General features: G+C 32.2%; 20 protein-coding genes and 1 pseudogene. 7 read left to right on the top strand and 14 right to left on the bottom strand.

Annotation, left to right across the window (positions count from 1 at the left end):
* Positions 1-6 precede the first annotated feature (6 nt).
* Positions 7-801, top strand: a complete 795-nt coding sequence (locus QZZ51_RS08405) for an SDR family oxidoreductase (protein WP_291868566.1) — start codon at positions 7-9, stop codon at positions 799-801.
* A gap of 5 nt (positions 802-806) precedes the next feature.
* Here QZZ51_RS08405 and QZZ51_RS08400 read toward each other — a convergent pair whose 3' ends face one another.
* From QZZ51_RS08400 to QZZ51_RS08360, 9 genes are all read right to left on the bottom strand, one after another.
* A complete protein-coding gene (locus tag QZZ51_RS08400; protein ID WP_291868563.1) occupies positions 807-2774 on the bottom strand; it encodes a histidine kinase dimerization/phosphoacceptor domain -containing protein in 1968 nt (655 codons plus the stop codon).
* 301 nt (positions 2775-3075) lie between these two features.
* Entirely contained in the window at positions 3076-3825 is a 750-nt protein-coding gene (locus tag QZZ51_RS08395) for a response regulator (RefSeq protein WP_291868562.1), read from the bottom strand.
* 32 nt (positions 3826-3857) lie between these two features.
* Positions 3858-4766 (bottom strand): 1,4-dihydroxy-2-naphthoate octaprenyltransferase, encoded by a 909-nt coding sequence (gene menA, locus QZZ51_RS08390; RefSeq protein WP_291868559.1) that lies wholly within the window; start codon positions 4764-4766, stop codon positions 3858-3860.
* 1 nt (position 4767) lies between these two features.
* A complete protein-coding gene (locus QZZ51_RS08385; RefSeq protein WP_291868557.1) occupies positions 4768-5376 on the bottom strand; it encodes an SPOR domain-containing protein in 609 nt (202 codons plus the stop codon).
* 171 nt (positions 5377-5547) lie between these two features.
* Positions 5548-6387, bottom strand: coding sequence for a S1-like domain-containing RNA-binding protein (locus QZZ51_RS08380; RefSeq protein ID WP_291868554.1), 840 nt, complete (start codon positions 6385-6387; stop codon positions 5548-5550).
* Between the two features lie 147 nt (positions 6388-6534).
* Positions 6535-6873, bottom strand: coding sequence for a DUF2853 family protein (locus QZZ51_RS08375; RefSeq protein WP_291868552.1), 339 nt, complete (start codon positions 6871-6873; stop codon positions 6535-6537).
* A 43-nt stretch (positions 6874-6916) separates the two neighbouring features.
* Positions 6917-8620: a 2-succinyl-5-enolpyruvyl-6-hydroxy-3-cyclohexene-1-carboxylic-acid synthase gene (menD, locus tag QZZ51_RS08370; RefSeq protein ID WP_291868550.1), complete on the bottom strand. Its 1704-nt coding sequence runs from the start codon at positions 8618-8620 to the stop codon at positions 6917-6919.
* Between the two features lie 52 nt (positions 8621-8672).
* Positions 8673-9785 carry a chorismate-binding protein gene (locus tag QZZ51_RS08365; RefSeq protein WP_291868547.1) on the bottom strand — a complete coding sequence of 371 codons (1113 nt, stop codon included), beginning with the start codon at positions 9783-9785 and terminating at the stop codon, positions 8673-8675.
* Position 9786: 1 nt separating this feature from the next.
* On the bottom strand, positions 9787-10209 hold the full coding sequence (locus QZZ51_RS08360) for a hotdog fold thioesterase (RefSeq protein ID WP_291868544.1): 423 nt from the start codon (positions 10207-10209) through the stop codon (positions 9787-9789).
* 128 nt (positions 10210-10337) lie between these two features.
* Between QZZ51_RS08360 and QZZ51_RS08355 the strand changes: the two genes are divergently transcribed.
* Positions 10338-10988 carry an esterase gene (locus QZZ51_RS08355; protein ID WP_291868541.1) on the top strand — a complete coding sequence of 217 codons (651 nt, stop codon included), beginning with the start codon at positions 10338-10340 and terminating at the stop codon, positions 10986-10988.
* 55 nt (positions 10989-11043) lie between these two features.
* Here QZZ51_RS08355 and QZZ51_RS08350 read toward each other — a convergent pair whose 3' ends face one another.
* Positions 11044-11946 (bottom strand): hypothetical protein, encoded by a 903-nt coding sequence (locus QZZ51_RS08350; protein WP_291868538.1) that lies wholly within the window; start codon positions 11944-11946, stop codon positions 11044-11046.
* A 130-nt stretch (positions 11947-12076) separates the two neighbouring features.
* Positions 12077-13981, bottom strand: coding sequence for a molecular chaperone DnaK (gene dnaK, locus QZZ51_RS08345; RefSeq protein ID WP_291868535.1), 1905 nt, complete (start codon positions 13979-13981; stop codon positions 12077-12079).
* Positions 13982-14263: 282 nt separating this feature from the next.
* On the opposite strand from dnaK, the gene QZZ51_RS08340 reads away from it, so the two are divergent.
* On the top strand, positions 14264-15688 hold the full coding sequence (locus tag QZZ51_RS08340; protein ID WP_291868532.1) for an L-serine ammonia-lyase: 1425 nt from the start codon (positions 14264-14266) through the stop codon (positions 15686-15688).
* A gap of 8 nt (positions 15689-15696) precedes the next feature.
* Here QZZ51_RS08340 and QZZ51_RS08335 read toward each other — a convergent pair whose 3' ends face one another.
* Positions 15697-16155, bottom strand: a complete 459-nt coding sequence (locus QZZ51_RS08335; protein ID WP_291868529.1) for a nuclear transport factor 2 family protein — start codon at positions 16153-16155, stop codon at positions 15697-15699.
* A gap of 111 nt (positions 16156-16266) precedes the next feature.
* Here QZZ51_RS08335 and panB point away from each other — a divergent pair, with 111 nt between their 5' ends.
* From panB to QZZ51_RS08315, 4 genes are read left to right on the top strand one after another with little or no spacing between them, the layout of a single operon-like run.
* Positions 16267-17085: a 3-methyl-2-oxobutanoate hydroxymethyltransferase gene (gene panB, locus QZZ51_RS08330; protein ID WP_291868526.1), complete on the top strand. Its 819-nt coding sequence runs from the start codon at positions 16267-16269 to the stop codon at positions 17083-17085.
* A 3-nt stretch (positions 17086-17088) separates the two neighbouring features.
* Positions 17089-17586 carry a signal peptidase II gene (gene lspA, locus QZZ51_RS08325; RefSeq protein ID WP_291868523.1) on the top strand — a complete coding sequence of 166 codons (498 nt, stop codon included), beginning with the start codon at positions 17089-17091 and terminating at the stop codon, positions 17584-17586.
* Positions 17586-18284, top strand: a complete 699-nt coding sequence (locus tag QZZ51_RS08320) for an RluA family pseudouridine synthase (protein WP_291868520.1) — start codon at positions 17586-17588, stop codon at positions 18282-18284. Before lspA ends, QZZ51_RS08320 begins: the two co-directional genes overlap by 1 nt.
* 37 nt (positions 18285-18321) lie before the next feature.
* Positions 18322-18855 carry a DUF4252 domain-containing protein gene (locus QZZ51_RS08315; protein ID WP_291868517.1) on the top strand — a complete coding sequence of 178 codons (534 nt, stop codon included), beginning with the start codon at positions 18322-18324 and terminating at the stop codon, positions 18853-18855.
* A 2-nt stretch (positions 18856-18857) separates the two neighbouring features.
* Here QZZ51_RS08315 and QZZ51_RS08310 read toward each other — a convergent pair whose 3' ends face one another.
* The gene (locus tag QZZ51_RS08310) at positions 18858-19733 is read right to left on the bottom strand and encodes a DMT family transporter (RefSeq protein ID WP_291868515.1); all 876 of its coding nucleotides are present in this window, start codon (positions 19731-19733) and stop codon (positions 18858-18860) included.
* Positions 19733-20084 (bottom strand): annotated as a pseudogene (locus QZZ51_RS08305) (hypothetical protein); the annotation flags it as partial. The gene QZZ51_RS08310 and the pseudogene QZZ51_RS08305, both read right to left, overlap by 1 nt.

The raw sequence follows: 20084 nt of genomic DNA, 5'->3' as shown, positions 1-20084 counted from the left end.
ATTGAAATGAAAAGGATAAATAATAAAATTGTCTGGATTACTGGTGCTTCTTCTGGAATTGGCGAAGCTTTAACATACGCCCTAAATACAAAAGGATGTAAACTTATTATTTCGGCACGCAGAGAAGAAGAATTAGAAAGGGTTAAAAGCCAATGTAATACTCCAGAAAACGTTACAATTTTATCGCTAGATCTAAATGAACATCATGCTATGATTCTTGTTTCTGAAAAAGCATTTTCTTTTTTTGGTAAGATTGATATTTTAATAAACAATGCTGGAATAAGCCAAAGGTCTTTAATTAAGGATACCAATTTTGATGTTTATAAAAATTTAATAGACATCAACTATTTAGGAACTGTTGCCTTAACCAAAGCCGTACTTCCTTATTTTATAAGACAAAATAGTGGGCACTTTGTTACTATTACCAGTTTAATGGGAAAATTTGGCTCTCCCTATCGTTCTGGTTATTGTGGTGCCAAACATGCACTGCATGGTTTTTTTGATGTCCTTAGAATGGAACATGAAAAAGATAAAATTAATGTAACTCTTGTATGCCCTGGCTTTATACAAACTAATGTCGCTAAAAATGCTTTAATAGCTAACGGAAGTAAACAAAAAACAGAAGATGAAGCAACCAAAAATGGTTTATTACCCAGTGTTTTAGCGAATAAAGTTATTACCGCTATAGAAAAAAATAAGTTTGAAGTATACATTGGAAAAAAAGAAATATTCGCTGTATATATAAAACGTTTTTCTCCTAAACTACTACATAAGCTTGTTCTTAAAAGTACGGTACGTTAAAGGTTTTATTTAAAATTAAACCAAAAACGAACGCCTTCTGTTGTACGATCCGTATTTAAACTTGTCTGTAATTGATTAGCCAAACGATTCATTAAGCGAATCCCCATAGAAGCCTCTGCTCTTACTTCGGTATCTTCAGGTAAACCTATTCCGTTATCCGTGTATTCAAAAAAACCTTCTTGACCATGGTTTTTTCTAAGGTGAATATAAATTTTTCCATCTGTGCCATCGTCTGGAAATGCATATTTAAAAGAATTAGAAACCAACTCGTTTAACATTAATCCAAAAGGTATTGCCCTATCAATATCTAACTCTACTCCTTCTGCATCGATAGTAATACTAATACTATGACCTCCTTTTTTGTAAACAGATTGTACGCTATTAATTAAACTCTCTATATACCCTTGCATTTCGATAACAGAAAGATCTTCATTCTGATATAATTTTTGATGAATTAAAGCCATTGCTTTAACCCTGCTTTTCCCTTCTTCTAAAGCCGCTATTGCAGCCTTACTTCTTGTATTCTTGGTTTGTAAACTCAATAAACTAGAAACCATTTGTAGGTTATTTTTAACCCTATGGTGTATTTCTTTTAAATGAGAGTCTTTTTCTACTAAAGCCTTTTCTATAATATGTTTTTGCTCTACAATAAGTCTTTGACTTTTTATAATTCTTAAGTACGCATATACTAAACCAGCAAAACCTAACAATAGAAACACTAGAGATATAAAAACTATATTAATACGCTCATCTTTAGCTATCATTTCGTTTCTAGAATCTTCCAATGCCTGCTTCTGTTGCTCCATCATCTTTTTAGAATATTCCAAATCTTGACCAACAACAGCTGCTAATTGTTGTTTTTTAAGAGAAGATTGATTTATACTAACAGAATCTTTCATTCTAATAACCTTACTTAGGTAGTAAGCAGAGCTTTTATAATCTTCCGTTTTACTATAATAAGAAGCAAATAGCTTATTCTTTTTTAGAATATTTTCTATGGTACTAGGAGTTATCGTATTACTAAGAATATCTGTAGTTTTTTCTAGGTCTCCCATTTGCAAATAGCATTCTGCCATTTCCAATGTGTTTTCTACTTCGTCAGAAGAAAACTTACCTTTATTAAACTCCTGAATTGTCTGTACACTTCTTTCTAAATAAGGCAATGCATCTTCATATTGCTTTAGAAGAACATGGCATTTACCTATATTACCTTCAATAATTCCTTTTAAATGATTAGCTTTAGTTAACTGTTTAGCTGTTTTTACCTTAGTTACATCATTTAAGTAAACATTAACAAATCCTTTTGCTTTTTTATACGTACTTAATGCTGTTGGCGTAGATTTATCTAATCTAAGATAACTTCCTACATTATTATAAAATACTGCTTGTCCGTAGAAATCATCTTCCGCTATAAACTTTTTCTCTTCCTTAAAATAATCATCCATTGCTTTTCTATGCAAACCTAAATTTGAATAAATATCATAGAACGCAACATTTTCTGTTATACCAAGTTCTTTTTTCTCTTTTCTAATTTCGATTTGCTTGGCATACAACTCTAATTTTGAGTAATTTTTATCTAGTAAATTAAGAATTAAAAAGTTTGATTTTTCTTCTAAGTTTTTCTTTTTTTCGTACAATTCCTTAGCAATAGCCAAACTCTTATCATAGTCTCCCAAATCATAATGTATTTGAGATTGCAGAATAGCGTACTTGTTTATAGCTAAAGTATCTCCACTATGTTCCGATTCGTTAAGATATAAATTTACCGAATCTAACCAATCATAGGCAGAGTTTTGAATGTAACGGTTTGGAGTATTAAAAAAGAATTTAAATCTTCCTTCTGTATTTTCTAAGCTTTTGAACTTTTTAAATACATTGTCTTTTTCTGGAATAGAATCTTGGGCCAAAGAAATAGTAGCTGTAAAAAAAAACACAAAGACGGCTAAGACGAATTGTTTCAGTAAATTTTTCATATTATTTATAAGCAACAATTTCGAACATAATACTATTTCTGTTTTTTTAAATGAAGTTTAACGACAAGTAGCTAAAAAAAAAGAGCTAATGGAACGTTTTTTATACTTACTTCAAAAATATTCTATCTCATTAGAAATAAGGAAATATTGTTGTGTAAGTACTCTATTTTGTTGTGAAAAGAATAAAACTCCAAAAATAGTGTATTTCATCGGTTTTATACGTATTTCAAGGAGCGTACAGCATAGAGTAAAAACAAAAAAAGATGCATTTATGCATCTTTTTTTGTTAAAATTCTTTATTCTATGAATTCATCGCAGATATAATAAACTCCTTAAAATCTTTAGAAATTGGTATTAAATTATTGTTAATCATAATATCCTTTGAGTTAATAGCATCTATATGATCCACGTTAACTATGTAAGATTTATGTGCTCTATAAAATTTATTCTTAGGAAGTTTTCCTAAATAATCCTTTAATGGCGAACGTACTAAAAACTTCTTATCTACTGTATTTACCTCTAAATAGACATTATCAGCTTTAATAAACTGAATATCCCCAAATTGAATACGATAGTATAAATGCTGTTTCTTTACAAAAATAGAATCTTTAAGTATAGAATTAGACATTGGAGAATCATCCGAGGCTACATCTGCAGCTTTTCCTCCTGTACCATAAGTAAAGTTCGAAAGAGCTATCTCAATAGAAGTATACAAATCTTGTTGCTCAAAAGGCTTTACCAAATATCCATTGGGTTTTACTGTTTTTGCATTTTCTACAGTAGCTCTGTCCGAGTTAGATGTTACAAAAATAAATGGAATATCGTAATTTTCTCGAATATGCTTTCCTAAATCTATTCCTGTTTTATCCGAGGCCAGTATAATGTCTATTAAAACAAGGTCTACTTGCTGTGATTTAAGAACCTCTACAGCTTGCTCATAAACAATTACATTATCTACAATCTCGTAACCAATTTCCTCTAACATAGATTGCATATCATCCGCAATTATGACATTATCCTCTACGATTAGTATTTTAATTGGTTGTTCCAAGGTTATTTTGTTTTAATGGTTAGTAATCAAAATTACAAAAAATAAATATAACAAATATAAAAGAGTATTGCCATAAAAAAGGTAGTAAGAGCCAATTTCTTTAACTCAGGGTCTAAAGAAACAGGTTCTTTAGTAACGGTCACTTTTCTAAAATGTACTGCTAAAGGAAAAAAAGCTATTAATGGCATAAAACTCCAGAATTGTTTGTAATTCAATAAAGTAAAGATACTCATACCAAATACTGCTAATAGCAAGAGTACGTAATGATAAATTTTGCCATTCTGGTATCCTAATTTTACTACTACCGTATTTTTAGAAGCCTTTTTATCCGAAACACAATCGCGTAAATTATTTAAATTAAGAACGCCTGTACTTAAAGTTCCAATGGATATTGCAGGTAAAACAGATTGAAAAGTTATGAATTTGGTATATAAGAAAAGAGATCCTAAAACACTTAAAAGACCAAAAAACACAAATACAAAAACATCTCCTAAGCCTTTATAACCATACGCAGAGTTCCCAACGGTATATTTTATTGCGGCCCAAATACTTAACCCACCTAAAAATAAAAATAAAAGAATAAATAGCCAATTTTCTGTACCAAAAGCATAAAAAACCAAGGCCAATACAAGAATGATGTTGACAATAATTGAAATGTAAATTCCTTTTTTTAACTTTTCTCTAGTAAGAAGTCCACTTTGCAAAACACGTTTTGGGCCGATCCGATCTTCATTATCTGTTCCCTTTACACCATCTCCATAATCATTGGCGAAATTAGAGGTTATTTGGAAACCCACTGTAGTTAACAGTGATAAAAGAAATATAATATTGTCATTATACCCATAGAAATTAGCCAAACCAGTACCTACAAGAATACCAGATATGGATAATGGCAAAGTCCTTAATCTGGCAGCATTTAGCCAGACTTTTAATTTACTCAAACTAATTCGGAGATTCTATTTTTAAACGCTTCCCTTCTTTATAAGAAGCTACGAAAGCATCTTGAAAACCTAAATCTACAAGTTGTTTTCTAAATTTTTGTGCCTCGCTTAACGTTTGGAAATTACCTAAGGAATACGAATAATATGGGTTCGTTTTTACAAACAACGTATTTGTAAGAGCTTCTGAAGCTAAGGTAATATTGTTCTCTACAAAAGATTTAACCTGAACGGAATATATCTTCTCTTTTTCTAAAAATTCTTTTGCTAAATAAAACTCTTTTACCAAGCTTAATTCTTCGTTCTGAATTTTAAGATTATCAATTCTACTTTTAATAGCGTCTAAACTATCTATAGAAACTAATAAATTATTACCGTTATTTTGCTTCTCAAAAGAATTAGAACTACTTAAACCCGCAGTAAAAGAAGTAACGGTCAAAGTTCCTATTAAAAAAAGAGCTGTAACACCTGCTAAGACATTACGCTGAATTTTACTTTTCTTTAATTCTTTGTTCTTAAATTTTATCTGATCCAATAAGCGCTCATTAATTATCTGAGCTTTATCTATATCTTTATGTAATTCTAGTAAATCGCTTTCTTCTATAAATGGCATGTGGTGTTAAATTTAGGGCTCTTAACGCCCTAAATTTACATAAAATACCTGAATGTCGATAACTTTTTTTCAAGAATTACACTTTTAAAAAAAAATGCACGTTATACAAATCTTTTTCAATCAGAAAAAAATACATATTCACCTGATTATCAGAATAATATTTAACCTTATTTAATTTACAGGCTTAGAATGAATTCCGTCAGATTCTATAGTTATTTTTCTCTCTCTATATAATGTTCCTATACCTTTTTTAAATGTTTTTTTACTCATCTGAAACATTGCCTTTATCTCCTCTGGATCCGATTTATCGTGTAAAGGAATATGCCCTCCTTTTTGCTCTAAAATTTCGAGTATTTTATTTGCAGCTGGCTCTAAAACTCTAGTTCCTAGTGGCTGTAAAGAAATATCTAACTTATTATCTGCTCTAATTGTTTTAACACAACCAGGCATGGTATCCCCAATAGATATTTTCTTAAAAACCTCATTAGAATATACTAAGCCTTTATGCTTATTATTTACAATTACCTCCCAGCCTAAATCTGTTTGCCTAGTAACTATTAGCTGTACTTTATCCCAAACACGCAAATCTAAATTATCATTACTTAAAAAACGGTCTATTTTATTAGACCCAACTAAACGGTTGGAACGCTCATCTAAATAGCAATAGACAACATACCATTGTCCTTCTTGCATTTTTTCTCGTTGCTCTCTAAAAGGAACAAGTAGATGTTTTTCTAAACCCCATTGCAGAAATGCACCAATCTCATTTACCTCAACCACTTGCAATAGTTGAAATTCATTTGCCATGATGTATGGCTCCAAAGTTGTAGCAATTGGACGCTCTTCATAATCTAAATAGCAAAATACAGATATTTTACTTCCTATCTCATAAGATTCTGGCACATATTTATTTGGCAAAAGAACATCGTTTCCTTCTTCATCCCCTAAAAAAAGACCAACACTTGTTGTTCTTAATATTTCCAAACTATTTAATTTCCCAAGCTCTATCATAAAGCAAAATTACATTTAAAAAAAAGAAACTTCCCTTACCTTTTGTAAATATTCTTTCTCTTGCTTATTTCTAAAAAAATAAAAAAGTATTAAAACAAAAAAAGACCACTTAAAAAGTGGTCTTTTTTATATCTTATAAAGATACTACTAGTATACAGACTGCTTACCAAAATGCTTACAAAGCATATAATAAACAACAGCTCTATGCTTATTTCTATTAGCTGAACCGTATTTATCCATTACAGTTTTAATACCTTCGTCTAATTTAGCAGAATCTGCCATACCTAATTTCTTAATTAAGTAGTTGTTCTTAACCGTCGCTAACTCTTTCTCATCCGAACCAGATACTTTAGATGCATCGATATTGTAGATAGATGGACCTAAGCCAATAGTTACTTTTGTTAATAAATCCATATCTGCACTTTCTCCAAACTTATCTTTGATGTCAGCAGCATACTTTGTAATTAAATCGTCTCTTTTACTCATAATCTTTAGTGTTGTATAAAATAAATTAATGGTTTATAATCATCTAAGATATAAAATCAAAATAACCGAGCAAAATTTTATCATTTAATAATCTAGGAGTTTTCACCTCTAATAGCTTCGGATTTTCTGACAATCTATATAAGTTCTTTAGTCCCTCACTTAATTCACCCTCATTTTCAGCACTTAAATACTGAAAATTATGCATATCACAAAGGTTTTTTGCATTGAGATTGTGTTTGGTTTCAAAAAAGGTACTAAAACTTTTAGAGTCCTCTTTACCTGGTAAAATTCTAAAAATACCACCTCCATCATTATTAATTACGATTATTCTAAAATCTTTTCTTACATAAGAATTCCATAAACCATTAGCGTCATAAAAAAAGCTTAGGTCACCAGTAATTAGTAAAGTAGGCGTTATATTATAAATTGACGCACCAATAGCAGTCGATGTACTACCATCTATTCCGCTTGTTCCTCGATTACAAAAAACAGATACAGAAGGTTTGTTATTAAACAGTTGCGAATACCGTATTGTAGAGCTATTAGATAATTGAAGCTGGTTATCATCAGGAATGCTTTTCAATATTTTCTCGAAAGCCAAAAAATCTGAAAATACAATACCCTCATTATATTCCTCTCTCTTTTCAAGATAATACTCACGTCTTTTATCCCAAAAACCAAAATAAGACCCTATCCTATTTTCATCACGATTTATAAGTAATTTTAGAATCGTATTTGGTTTCTCTTTTATATGAGTTGATAAAGAAAAGTAAGTATTAAAAGCCTTTTTCTTATCTATATGCCAATGAAAATTGGGTTTATACGTTCTTAAAAATGCTTTAATTTTTTTAGAAACTACCAAACCGCCAAAAGTTAGTAAAACATCTGGCTGCAATTCCTTAAACAATCCCTCCTTATTTTCTGATTTTTCTATCGGAGCAAGAATACTATCTATACTAGGAAAAAAACTAGGATGATGTATGTTGGATGTTGTCTCGGTTAAAACGATTACTCTTGGATCCTCTCCTAACCTATTCAAAACATCTTTTTCTATAGTATTGGGTGCATTTACCCCCACTAAAATCATAATCCGTTCTGCCTTGTCCCAAATTTCGAAAAAATCTTCTTTTACAAAATCAGCATCTACATTTTCATTAACACTAAATACAATATTCGCAATGGTGCTTAATAAGCTTACCTGACCATATAAAGGCTCCTCAAAAGGGGCATTAATATGCACTGGAGTATTTTGAGCTAATGCAATGTTTAATGCCTTATTAAGCTCCATATCATTAAAAGACTGCACTTCTTTCTGCGCTACTACATCATTAAATACATCTTCTTTTAAATTAGCCGAATACCCTATATGGTTTGCAAAAACATTGGCCTGGCGAATCGTCTGTCCGTCTCCTACATCAATTTTATTAGTAGGTCTGTCTGCTGATATAATTACCAATGGTATATCGCTATAAAAAGCCTCTGCTATAGCTGGGTAATAATTCAGTAATGCACTCCCCGATGTACAAACTACTGCTACAGGTTCTTTTAACTGTTGCGCCATCCCCAATGCAAAAAAGGCTGCACAACGCTCATCTACGATACTAAAACATGTAAAAAAAGTATTTTCAGTAAAAGAAATAGTCAATGGAGCATTCCTAGAACCAGGAGAAAGAACAATATTCTTTACTCCCTTTGCTTGGCAATGTTGTATTATAGTTTGTGCGGATGGAATATTAGAGTATTTCATGTATTACAAAAATACAACGATACAGGAACTAAAACCAATACTCGATAAAATATTACGTTGCACCTAAAATAGACAGCATAGTTTTACTTTTATTAACCGTTTCTTCCCATTCTTTTTCAGGGTCAGAATCTTTAGTAATGCCTCCGCCAACATATACAAAAGCTTTTTCTTTTATCAATTGCATGCAGCGTAGATTAACATATAAATCGGATACTATTTTAATAGATTTATACGCTCTATTCTCTGTGTTCCTTCTTCGTGTAGTTCTTAAATTCTCTTGTTTTACATTCAATTCTCCCAAATAGCCTGTATAAAAAAGCCTATCGTAATTTTCTTCCTTTAGAATAAAAGATTGAGTTACCTCTTTAGGCATACCACAAACTGCCGGTGTTGGGTGTAATACTTTTACAATACTCTGCAAAGATTCATTTTTAATATCTGCGGTGAGTTTTGTTCTTAAATGCCATAAATTACCAGCCCTAATAGATGCCACCTTAGAAGAAACCAATTTATCTACTTTATCTTTTAGTGCGGTAGTAATATATTCCGTTACTAATTCTTGTTCTTCTAACTCCTTAGCTCCCCATTGCGCTTCCTGCTCTTCCACATAAGGCTTTGTGCCTGCTAAAGACATGGTTGTTAGCCTCTTACCCTCTAACCTCATCAATATTTCTGGAGTAGCTCCTAACCACATTCCTATCTTGGGATGATACCACAAATAACAAAAAGCAGCACTATATTTTTGCAATAAGGCAGTAAAAAGAATAAAAGGATCTCTAGTACAGTCTACTACTATTTTTCTAGAAAGCACCACTTTTTTAAATGCATCTTTCTTTATTTCTGCAATTCCTTTTTTTACTAATTGTATATGAAAATCCTTATCTGACTCCTCTATATTGCACTCTGTTCTCTTATGCTCTTCTTCTTTTAAAAGAGGAACATAAGGCGCCATTACATGATCATCTAAATGCATTAAAACAACAGGTAATTCGGCATTAAATGGTGCAAAAACGAACCCCTTTTCCTTAAAGGTTTTTACATGATATACCTCTGGAGTATTCTGGAAACCTCCATTAACTATAGTACTACTAGGTTTTCTATACAGAACAAAGGGTGCCTTTTTGACTAACTGCTCTTCTGCTTTTTCTATAAGTTGCCTAAACATATTATTTTCTCGGTAAGGCTATGGTACTTAATTTACAGACTGAAATTAAATTTCCATTATCATCGGTCACTTTTATTTCCCACAACTGGGTAGTTCTACCCTTATGTACTATTCCCGCTCTTGCGTATACAAAACCATCTTTTACACTCTTTACATGGTTGGCAGATATTTCAATACCACGGACAAAGAAATTTTCTCCATCCAAAAAAATATAAGAAGCTGTACTACCTACACTTTCTGCTAAAGCAGCGGTAGCTCCTCCGTGTAAAACACCATCTGGTTGATGTACTTTAGATGTAACAGGCATTTTAGCAATTAAAAAATCTTCTCCCACATCCACGTATTCAATCTCTAAAGTTTCCATCAGTGTATTCTTAGAGGTTTCATTACATATTTTTAGAATCTTATTTTTATAATCGTCCATGCTGTTCTTTTTTGTAAAATTAAGCATTCCGATACGAATAAATACATATTACAAAAGAACTAAGTTTATTCCATTTAAGGATTGGTTCGCTATCTTTACTCTAAATTCTTTATTAGCATACCAAGCATATGAGTCTTACAAAAAAGCAGGTAACCTATACAGCAACGAGCAGCTACCAAACACTAAATTCTATAACTACTAAAACAAAAAACATTTGGATAGTACTACATGGTATTGGCTATTTAAGCCGTTATTTTATTCGTTATTTTGATTCTTTACCTGCAGATAAAAATTATATTATAGCCCCACAAGCCCCTTCTAAATATTATTTAAAGGACAATTACAAGCGCGTTGGAGCTAGCTGGCTCACCAAAGAAGATACAGATACTGAAATACATAACACTTTAAACTACTTAGACCAAGTTTACCAACAAGAAAATATAAGCACAAAAAAACACAATGTTATTGTTTTTGGATACTCTCAAGGAGTTTCTATTGCTAGTCGCTGGAGTGCTTTATGTAAAATTCCTTGCAACCATTTAGTCTTATATTCTGGAAGTATTCCTAATGAATTAGAACAAGAACATTTTCAATATTTATTAGACCAAAATGCTAAAATTACTTGTATTATTGGTAACAAAGATGAATATATCTCCGAAGACAATAGAAAAAAGGGAGCTGACAGGATTGCTGTTATTTTCAATGGAAGAGCAAAGCAAATTTTATTTGATGGTGGACATGAAATAAAGAAAGAATTAATATCGGCTTTGCTCGAATAATTAAGAGAACCACAAGCAGCTTTTATTTAAATAGTACTAAAACCATACTCTAGTTTTAGTAGTAACTGATTTTTCTAGTAGTATATGTATTATCCGGAGTTACTATTTCTTTTACCCAGTTGCCAGATTCTCCATTATCAAACTGATAGATATAAGATTTAACTTCCACTTCCTCCCCTATTGTAGTTTCTGTCCTAGATAAAAAGTTTTTTTCATCGTAGAAATAAACCCTCACCTGCTGTACTTCAAATTGTTTGGTTTTAATACTATGCTCAAAAGTGGTCTTTGAAAGTAATTGTTCTTGGCTATTAAACACCTCTTCTATAGCGGATACTGGCTTCCCTTTTAAATATGTTTTTGTTAACACCACCTTAATAGCACTCTTATTCTTTCCTTTACCGATAGAGGTTCGTATAGATTTTAATATTTCACCATTTAACAAATAGGTTTTGGTATCCTCCCCTTTATAATGGTCGTATGTTATATCTGTTTTATCAATACCATTATCATTGGTTCGTATTATCTTATCTAATACTTTTTCTTCGTTATAGATATATTCATATTGTTCTAATAACTCTTTATTATACGCAATAATTTTTTCGATTATTTTTAAGTTAGATGTAGAATCAATAGCATAAAAATTTGCGATAGATGTATTGGCATCAAAGGTATTTTCTCTATAATTTTCGAATCGTTTTTCTTTTAAATAAGACCCATCGTATTTGTAATAGGTAATACTGTAATCTGCATCGTTATATTTGGTTATAGATTTTTCTAAACGACCATCTGGGCTAAAGTTATACTCTTCTTTCCCATATTTAGTAACCACTAAATTAGTTTTTACACTATCTATTAAATCAAAATCATTGGTGGTAAATATTTTAATTTCCTGTGATTGCAATTTACAGAACATGCCAATCGCCAGTAACAAACATAAATACAGATAATTATTTTTCATCTATTGCAATCTATTATAGTGAGTTGTAAAATTAGGGGTTATTCCTTTGGCATAAAAACAAAACTTATGCCAATAAAAAAGGGACTGCATAACAGTCCCTCTTTTCTATAAATTACTACTAGAGTATTTCTTACTTAACTTCCTCAAAGTCAACATCCTCTACATTGTCTCCTTCTTCTGTACTTGCAGATGCAGCATCACCTTCTGGAGCAGCTCCTCCTTGTTGTGCTTCTGCTTGCGCTTTGTACATTTCTTCAGATGCACCTTTCCAAGCCTCGTTTATCTTATCTAAAGCTGGTGTAATTACAGCTAAATCTTTAGATTCGTATGCTTTCTTAAGTTCTTCTAAAGCTTCTTCAACAGGTTTTTTATTGTCCTCAGAAATCTTATCACCAAACTCTTTTAATTGCTTTTCTGTTTGGAAAATCATTCCATCTGCTTCATTTAATTTATCCGCAGTTTCTTTTGCAACCTTATCCGATTCAGCATTTGCTTCCGCTTCTGCTTTCATTTTCTTAATTTCTTCTTCTGTTAATCCTGAAGAAGCTTCGATACGAATATCTTGTGTTTTATTCGTTGCTTTATCTGTTGCAGAAACTTTGATTATACCGTTAGCATCAATATCAAAAGTAACCTCAATCTGTGGTGTTCCTCTTTGTGCTGGTGGAATACCATCTAAATGGAAACGTCCGATATTTTTGTTATCTGTCGCCATTGGTCTCTCCCCTTGTAAAACGTGAATTTCTACGGATGGCTGATTGTCCGCTGCTGTAGAGAATACTTGCGATTTCTTAGTAGGAATCGTTGTGTTCGCTTCAATCAACTTAGTCATTACACCACCCATAGTTTCAATCCCTAATGATAATGGAGTAACATCTAATAACAATACATCTTTAACATCTCCTGTTAAAACGCCACCTTGTATAGCAGCACCTACAGCAACAACCTCATCTGGGTTAACCCCTTTAGATGGTTTTTTACCGAAGAATTTTTCAACAGCTTCAACAACAGCTGGGATTCTTGTAGATCCACCTACTAAGATAATTTCATCAATATCGCTCTTAGATAAACCTGCATTTTTTAATGCTGTAGCACATGGCTCAATAGTTCTTTTTACTAAATCATCTATTAACTGATTAAATTTAGCCAAAGTAAGTGTACGTACTAAATGCTTAGGTCCTGAAGCAGTTGCAGTAACATAAGGTAAATTAATTTCTGTTTGTGCAGAAGAAGATAATTCTATTTTAGCTTTCTCAGCAGCTTCACGTAAACGTTGTAATGCCATAGCATCTTCACGTAAATCCATGCTTTCTTCTGCTTTGAACTCTTCTGCTAACCAATCGATAATTTTTTGATCTACATCATCACCTCCTAAGTGTGTATCACCATCTGTTGATAATACTTCAAAAACACCATCTCCTAATTCTAGGATAGAAACATCATGTGTACCTCCACCAAAATCAAAAACTACAATTTTCTGATCGGTATCTTTCTTATCCATACCATATGCTAAAGATGCAGCAGTTGGTTCATTTATGATACGCTCCACTGTTAAACCTGCAATTTCACCAGCTTCTTTTGTAGCTTGTCTTTGTGCATCGTTAAAGTATGCAGGAACAGTAATAACTGCTCTAGAAACATCTTGTCCTAAATAATCTTCTGCCGTTTTCTTCATTTTTTGAAGAATCATAGCAGATAATTCTTGCGGAGAATATAAACGGCCGTTGATATCCACTCTTGGAGTATCATTATCTCCTTTTACTACTTTATAAGGTACTCTTTTAGCTTCTGTGCTAGACTCTGAGTACTTATTCCCCATAAAACGCTTTATAGAATAAATAGTGTTATGCGGATTCGTAACTGCTTGTCTTTTTGCAGGGTCTCCTACTTTAATTTCACCACCTTCTACGAAGGCAATTACAGATGGAGTTGTTCTTTTTCCTTCTGCATTTGGGATTACAACAGGCTCATTACCTTCCATTACGGAAACACAAGAGTTGGTTGTTCCTAAATCTATACCTATAATTTTGCTCATTATATATATTTTAAATTATTAGTGCATTTTTTTATTCGATTATGTGAATGACAAAGAATATGCCAAGCCAAAAAAACTGACAGGTTGTCATTTTTTATAGATAAGACTATCTATACTCCCCGACAAAAGGAGACATGCAAGACGCTTAATCTTTAATAAATTCAAAAATCGTCACGTAAAATAGGCTCCTCCCTTTTACAACATTTACATATTTTCTTTTAATTAACTAAACCAAAAAACGAAAAATATCGTTGTACATTAGCTAAATCTTAATAGAAAATTATGGAGTGTATTAGTATTTTTGATATGTTAAAAATAGGTGTAGGTCCTTCTAGCTCTCATACTCTAGGGCCATGGCGTGCTGCGGAACGTTGGCTGGTTCTCCTTAAAAAGGAAAATATTTTTTCGAACATAACCTCTATTAAAGTACATATATACGGCTCTCTCTCTTTAACAGGAAAAGGGCATGCCACAGATTATGCATTAATACTTGGATTATCTGGAACCGATCCAGTTACCATACCTATAGATGAAATTTCTGCAATTGTTGCACATACAAAGAGTACAAAAATTATACAATTAGGAGGATTAAAAAGTATTTCTTTTGATCCTGAAGAAGACTTAGTTTTTCATAAAGAGTTTCTTCCTTTTCATGCTAATGGATTAACTTTTGAAGCACAACTAGATACTAAAGAAAAATATACTAAAACATACTACTCTATTGGTGGAGGATTCGTTGTAGATGAAGAACAAAAATCTGCCAAAATAAACAAAGAAGCTTTCTACTCTTTCCCATACCCTATTGAAAAAGGAAAAGAATTACTTGCTTATTGCTTTCAAAAAAAATTACCGATATCCGAAATCGTTTTAGTAAACGAACAATCTTTAAGAAGTTCTGCTAAAATAGATGAAGAATTACAAAGCATCTGGAACACTATGTTAGAATGCATGTATATAGGTTGCCATACAGAGGGCAAGCTCCCCGGAGGACTAAACGTTACACGTAGGGCTTTTGATATGCACCGTAGCTTAATAGGAGAACTTCCTTATAACAACCCGCAAGAATGGCTAGAAACCATTCGACAAACGGAAGTAAAATTTAGGCAAATCCTTAAATGGGTAAGTTGCTTTGCTTTAGCTGTAAATGAAGTAAATGCCTCTTTGGGTAGAGTTGTTACCGCCCCTACTAATGGCAGTGCCGGTGTAATACCCTCTGTCTTAATGTATTATTTAGTCATTGAAAACCATGAAGCTTCCTTTAATCATATTAAAAAGTTCCTTTTAGTAGCAGGTGAAATTGGCAGTATCTTTAAAAAAGGAGCTACTATATCTGCAGCTATGGGAGGCTGCCAAGCAGAAATCGGTGTTTCTTCAGCTATGGCTGCAGGTGCGCTAACCGAATTATTAGGAGGTACTCCTGAACAAGTATTAATGGCTGCCGAAATAGCCATGGAACACCATTTAGGATTAACTTGCGACCCTATAGGAGGCTTGGTACAAATACCGTGTATTGAACGTAATTCTATGGGTGCCATAAAAGCTATTAATGCCGCAGAATTAGCCCTTGGCTCTAACCCTGAAGATGCTAAAGTTCCACTAGACAAAGTGGTGCAAACGATGTGGGAGACTGCTAAAGACATGAATTCTAAATACAAAGAAACTTCCGAAGGAGGATTAGCCGTAGGTGTTTTCTTGAGTGATTGCTAATGCTTGAGTTATTTTTTACATTCGTCTTTTCTACGAGTATCTATTAAATAAATAATTCTCCATTGGCTTTGTTCTTTAAAAAGCTGAAAAGAATTTACCCCGCAATGATGAAACTCTGCATTTAACCAAAACTCATACGGAACCCAAACATTTGCCATAGAACCATCTACTTTTACATCAAAAGAAAGTAGTTTTTCTTCAAATTGCAACGTATCTGGTATACTAACAATATACCTAATTAAATCCTTAAATTTTTCAGTCCTCACTGTAATTTCTCCTGCCCTATTTTCCCCTATAGATTGCAACACGACTTTCGACGATACTACTTTTTTCATTTTCACAGAATCTTGCGCATGAAAAGCTTTAAAGAAATCTAAAACAGTTTGTTTTGCCATATTTTCTTCCGTTTCTTGAGTAAAAGCATTAAGAGAAAACAGAAAGACAACTAGAAAGCTTATTTTTTTCACAACTTTTATGTTAAATAGTTCGGAATAAAAATAAGCTAAATATTTCAACACCATTATGTCCTCTAGAATTGAACAAATCTCCTTACTTTTATCCTTCTTAAAAAAGAAACAATGTCTACAGCAAAAAAAGAATATAAAAGAGTAACCGTAAAATCTCTAGTAGAGATGAAAAAGAATGGAGAAAAAATCTCCATGCTTACAGCCTATGACTATTCTATGGCTAAAATTGTTGATTCTGCCAATGTAGATATTATATTAGTAGGTGACTCTGCTAGTAACGTTATGGCTGGGCACGAAACCACACTGCCAATTACATTAGACCAAATGATTTATCATGCTTCTTCTGTAATAAGAGCTGTTGAAAGAGCTCTCGTAGTCGTTGACTTACCTTTTGGAACTTACCAAAGTGACCCAAAAAAAGCTTTACACTCTGCCATAAGAATTATGAAAGAAAGTGGCGCTCACGCTGTTAAGCTAGAAGGTGGTGAAGAGATTAAAGATTCTATTAAAAAAATATTAAACGCTGGTATTCCTGTTATGGGACATCTTGGTTTAACTCCGCAATCTATTTACAAATTTGGCACATATACTGTAAGAGCTAAAGAAGAAGAAGAAGCTGAAAAACTTATGAAAGATGCCAAAACATTAGAGAAAATTGGTTGTTTTGGAGTTGTTTTAGAAAAAATACCTGCCGAATTAACCAAAATAGTCTCCGAGAGTATTTCTATTCCAACTATTGGTATTGGTGGCGGAAAACATGCAGATGGGCAAGTTCTTGTTATTCATGATTTATTAGGAATGACACACGAGTTTAATCCTAGATTTTTAAGAAGGTATATGAACTTATATGAAGAGATGGGTAATGCTATCTCTAATTACGTCAAAGATGTAAAAAGTAGAGATTTTCCAAACGATGACGAACAATATTAAAAAATGCTTATAAACAAAGTGACAAAGCGATTTTTAATAATACTTGTAGTTTTACTCAATATAGGGTGCGACCAGATTTCGAAAATTACAGTACGTAAGAACGTTACACCAAACGATTATATTCCATTAATTTCGGATAATTTTATATTAACCAATGTTGAAAACACAGGAGCTATGCTCGGTTTTGGACAGAACTTCCCTCCTTTTCTAAAAATTATTCTACTACAAGCTTTACCTGTTATAATTTTACTAGTATTATTATATAGAACTCTTTTAAAGACAGACCTAAACAACATTCTTGTAATGGCATTTGCTTTTGTAATTGGTGGTGGTATTGGTAATCTTATAGACCGTATTTTATACGGCTCTGTAACAGATTTTTTCTTAATAAAAGCTGGAATATTAAAAACAGGTATTTTCAATATGGCAGACGTATCTGTAACTATTGGAGCTTTATTAATTTTGTATATTTCCTTACGATATAAAAACATTGAAATCTAGTGGCTGTAAAAATAATTTCTAATGCTAGCAATTTACAGGTTCTCTACGAGGACAATCATATTATTGCTATTAACAAAAGACCTGGAGATATAGTACAAGGAGACAAAACTGGAGACATTCCACTAAGCGAGGTTGTAAAAGAATACATTAAAATAAAATACAATAAACCCGGTAACGTATACTTAGGTGTTGCTCACAGATTAGATAGACCCACTTCTGGCATTGTTATATTTGCCAAAACGTCGAAAGCTCTTCCTAGATTAAATAAATTATTTGCCGAAAAAGAAGCAAAAAAAACCTATTGGGCAATTGTAAAAAATGCACCCGAAAAGCACACAGATATCTTAACTCATTGGCTTAAAAGGAATACCAAACAAAACAAATCTTACGCCCACAAAAAAGAAGTTACAGATAGCAAAAAGGCAATTTTAGAATATCGTATATTAAAAAATCTAGACAGCTTTTATTTATTAGAAGTGGACTTAAAAACAGGTAGACACCATCAAATTCGGTCCCAATTAACTGCAATCAACTGCCCTATTAAAGGAGACTTAAAATACGGTTTTAATAGAAGCAATAAAGATGGTAGTATTCATTTACACGCAAGAAAACTTTCTTTTATACATCCTGTAAAAAAAGAAGCAATTAATTTAGTTGCTCCTCCACCTAATGACCCTGTCTGGAACGCTTGTTGTTAATTTTAGTACATTTAGTACTTAAAACTAACACTATCCCATGATTAAAAATTTTCTTTTTGTTGTAATCTTACTACTAATTACATCTTGTAGTAGCTATAATTCAATAGACACTTTTTATAACGCTCATAAAAATGATAACCACGTTACAGCTGTACGCGTGCCAAACTTTATGCTTTCGTTAATTAGTAATATATCTCCCGAAATGCAATCTTTAGTTGGCAATACAAGAGATTTAAGATACATGCAGTTCCCTAGTGCTACAGCAGAAAAAACTACTTTTTTAAACAAGCAGCTGAATAGTATTACCGGAAACTCTTTTATCGAAATTTATCGTAAAAACGAAAATTTAAAACGTAATGTAGTTTCTATCCGAGAAAAGAAAAATACGGTAAAAGAAATATTGATTTATAATAACAATAATGAAAAAGGTTCTTTTTTATATTTCAATGGAAATTTCGACCCTGTAAAGGTTCGTGAAATGGCTAAAAACAATCAATTTAAAAATCTTGGCAGCAATCTTATTCACCAAATAGATTATTCTTCTCCCGGTATTAAGCAAGAACAGAAGTAGCTTTATTTTTTCTTAAAAGAACGAATACTTTCAATAAGTACAGAACTTAATATAAGTAACCCGCCAACTACTGTTCTCCAAGTAGGAATTTCGCTTAGAAACAAGACTCCTAAAATAATACCGTAAATTGGCTGTATACTACCTAGAATACTAACACTAGTAATGCTAAAATTTTTAAAACTTTTCAGAAATAAAGTATGCCCAATAGCTGTAGTTAATAAGGCTAAAGCTAGCAATGGCATCCATTGTTCTACAACAAGGTCTAGTTCAATAAAAAATAAAGTAGGAATTAATAATACTCCAGTGACAGCTACCTGATAAAACATAAGACTAGAACCATTATAAGCACCACCTTTTTTCTTTAAAAGCAGATTCCTTAATGCGTAAAAAATGGCTGAAATTATACCAAACCCAATTGCTTTGGTATAATCATTTTCCATATCTAAATTAGGGGCTAAAAAATAAATTCCCAATAACACTAATAGCGCAAGTACTATATGCATTTTCTGAAATTTAGTTTTTAAAACAAATGGCTCTAAAAAAGCAGTAATCACAGGGTATGTAAACAGAGATAACATTCCTATAGCTACATTAGACAACTGCAAAGCATAAAAATAGGTAACCCAATGAATACATAGAAAAACGCCACTAATACCTATTAACATTCTGTCTTTTACATCAATATAGAAGGATACTTTTTTATATCTACAATAAAGGTATAACAAGCCACAAGCTAATAAGGCTCTAATACAAATAGTTACTATAACAGGTAGTTGTACGTATCTTCCCAGAACCCCTGAAGTACTTATAAAAAGCATTGCCAAGTTAATCTCTAGCAAATGAGCTAAATGTGGGTTTTTCTTAAGTGTATTGTTCATTATCTTTTCTGTACCAATGCTTTTTCTCTTATAATTTGAGAAACCGGTTTATCCTCTAAATGACTCTCTAGCCAAGATATTATATCTAAATACAAAAATGCCCTTTTTTCATATGGATGGTCTTCATATTTTTTAAGTTCCTTATAAAGTTTTAAAAACTCATCTCTTAATTCATGCGGATATATATTTCCTAGATTACGTAAAAACTTTATCATCTCTTTTTGCACCGCATGCATATCATTCATTTTCAATAAAAACTTATAAGTGCTCTTTAATTGCACCTCTAAATGATAATCCATACCAGCCTCATAATGAGCAACTAAACTTAACACACGTGCAAAACACATTAAG

It is taken from the genome of Maribacter sp. (assembly GCF_016744255.1).
In the GTDB taxonomy this organism is placed as follows: Bacteria; Bacteroidota; Bacteroidia; order Flavobacteriales; family Flavobacteriaceae; genus Maribacter_B.
The sequence above is the reverse complement of the archived record's forward strand: the minus strand, read 5'-3'. Positions and strand labels throughout refer to the sequence as shown.

What these genes read in the sequence shown, in the direction of transcription:
- QZZ51_RS08405 (WP_291868566.1), top strand. Translation starts at nt 7, where the DNA reads ATGAAAAGGATAAATAATAAAATTGTCTGGATTACTGGTGCTTCTTCT.
- QZZ51_RS08400 (WP_291868563.1), bottom strand. Translation starts at nt 2,774, where the DNA reads ATGAAAAATTTACTGAAACAATTCGTCTTAGCCGTCTTTGTGTTTTTT.
- QZZ51_RS08385 (WP_291868557.1), bottom strand. Translation starts at nt 5,376, where the DNA reads ATGCCATTTATAGAAGAAAGCGATTTACTAGAATTACATAAAGATATA.
- QZZ51_RS08380 (WP_291868554.1), bottom strand. Translation starts at nt 6,387, where the DNA reads ATGATAGAGCTTGGGAAATTAAATAGTTTGGAAATATTAAGAACAACA.
- QZZ51_RS08375 (WP_291868552.1), bottom strand. Translation starts at nt 6,873, where the DNA reads ATGAGTAAAAGAGACGATTTAATTACAAAGTATGCTGCTGACATCAAA.
- menD (WP_291868550.1), bottom strand. Translation starts at nt 8,620, where the DNA reads ATGAAATACTCTAATATTCCATCCGCACAAACTATAATACAACATTGC.
- QZZ51_RS08365 (WP_291868547.1), bottom strand. Translation starts at nt 9,785, where the DNA reads ATGTTTAGGCAACTTATAGAAAAAGCAGAAGAGCAGTTAGTCAAAAAG.
- QZZ51_RS08360 (WP_291868544.1), bottom strand. Translation starts at nt 10,209, where the DNA reads ATGGACGATTATAAAAATAAGATTCTAAAAATATGTAATGAAACCTCT.
- QZZ51_RS08355 (WP_291868541.1), top strand. Translation starts at nt 10,338, where the DNA reads ATGAGTCTTACAAAAAAGCAGGTAACCTATACAGCAACGAGCAGCTAC.
- QZZ51_RS08350 (WP_291868538.1), bottom strand. Translation starts at nt 11,946, where the DNA reads ATGAAAAATAATTATCTGTATTTATGTTTGTTACTGGCGATTGGCATG.
- dnaK (WP_291868535.1), bottom strand. Translation starts at nt 13,981, where the DNA reads ATGAGCAAAATTATAGGTATAGATTTAGGAACAACCAACTCTTGTGTT.
- QZZ51_RS08340 (WP_291868532.1), top strand. Translation starts at nt 14,264, where the DNA reads ATGGAGTGTATTAGTATTTTTGATATGTTAAAAATAGGTGTAGGTCCT.
- panB (WP_291868526.1), top strand. Translation starts at nt 16,267, where the DNA reads ATGTCTACAGCAAAAAAAGAATATAAAAGAGTAACCGTAAAATCTCTA.
- lspA (WP_291868523.1), top strand. Translation starts at nt 17,089, where the DNA reads ATGCTTATAAACAAAGTGACAAAGCGATTTTTAATAATACTTGTAGTT.
- QZZ51_RS08315 (WP_291868517.1), top strand. Translation starts at nt 18,322, where the DNA reads ATGATTAAAAATTTTCTTTTTGTTGTAATCTTACTACTAATTACATCT.
- QZZ51_RS08310 (WP_291868515.1), bottom strand. Translation starts at nt 19,733, where the DNA reads ATGAACAATACACTTAAGAAAAACCCACATTTAGCTCATTTGCTAGAG.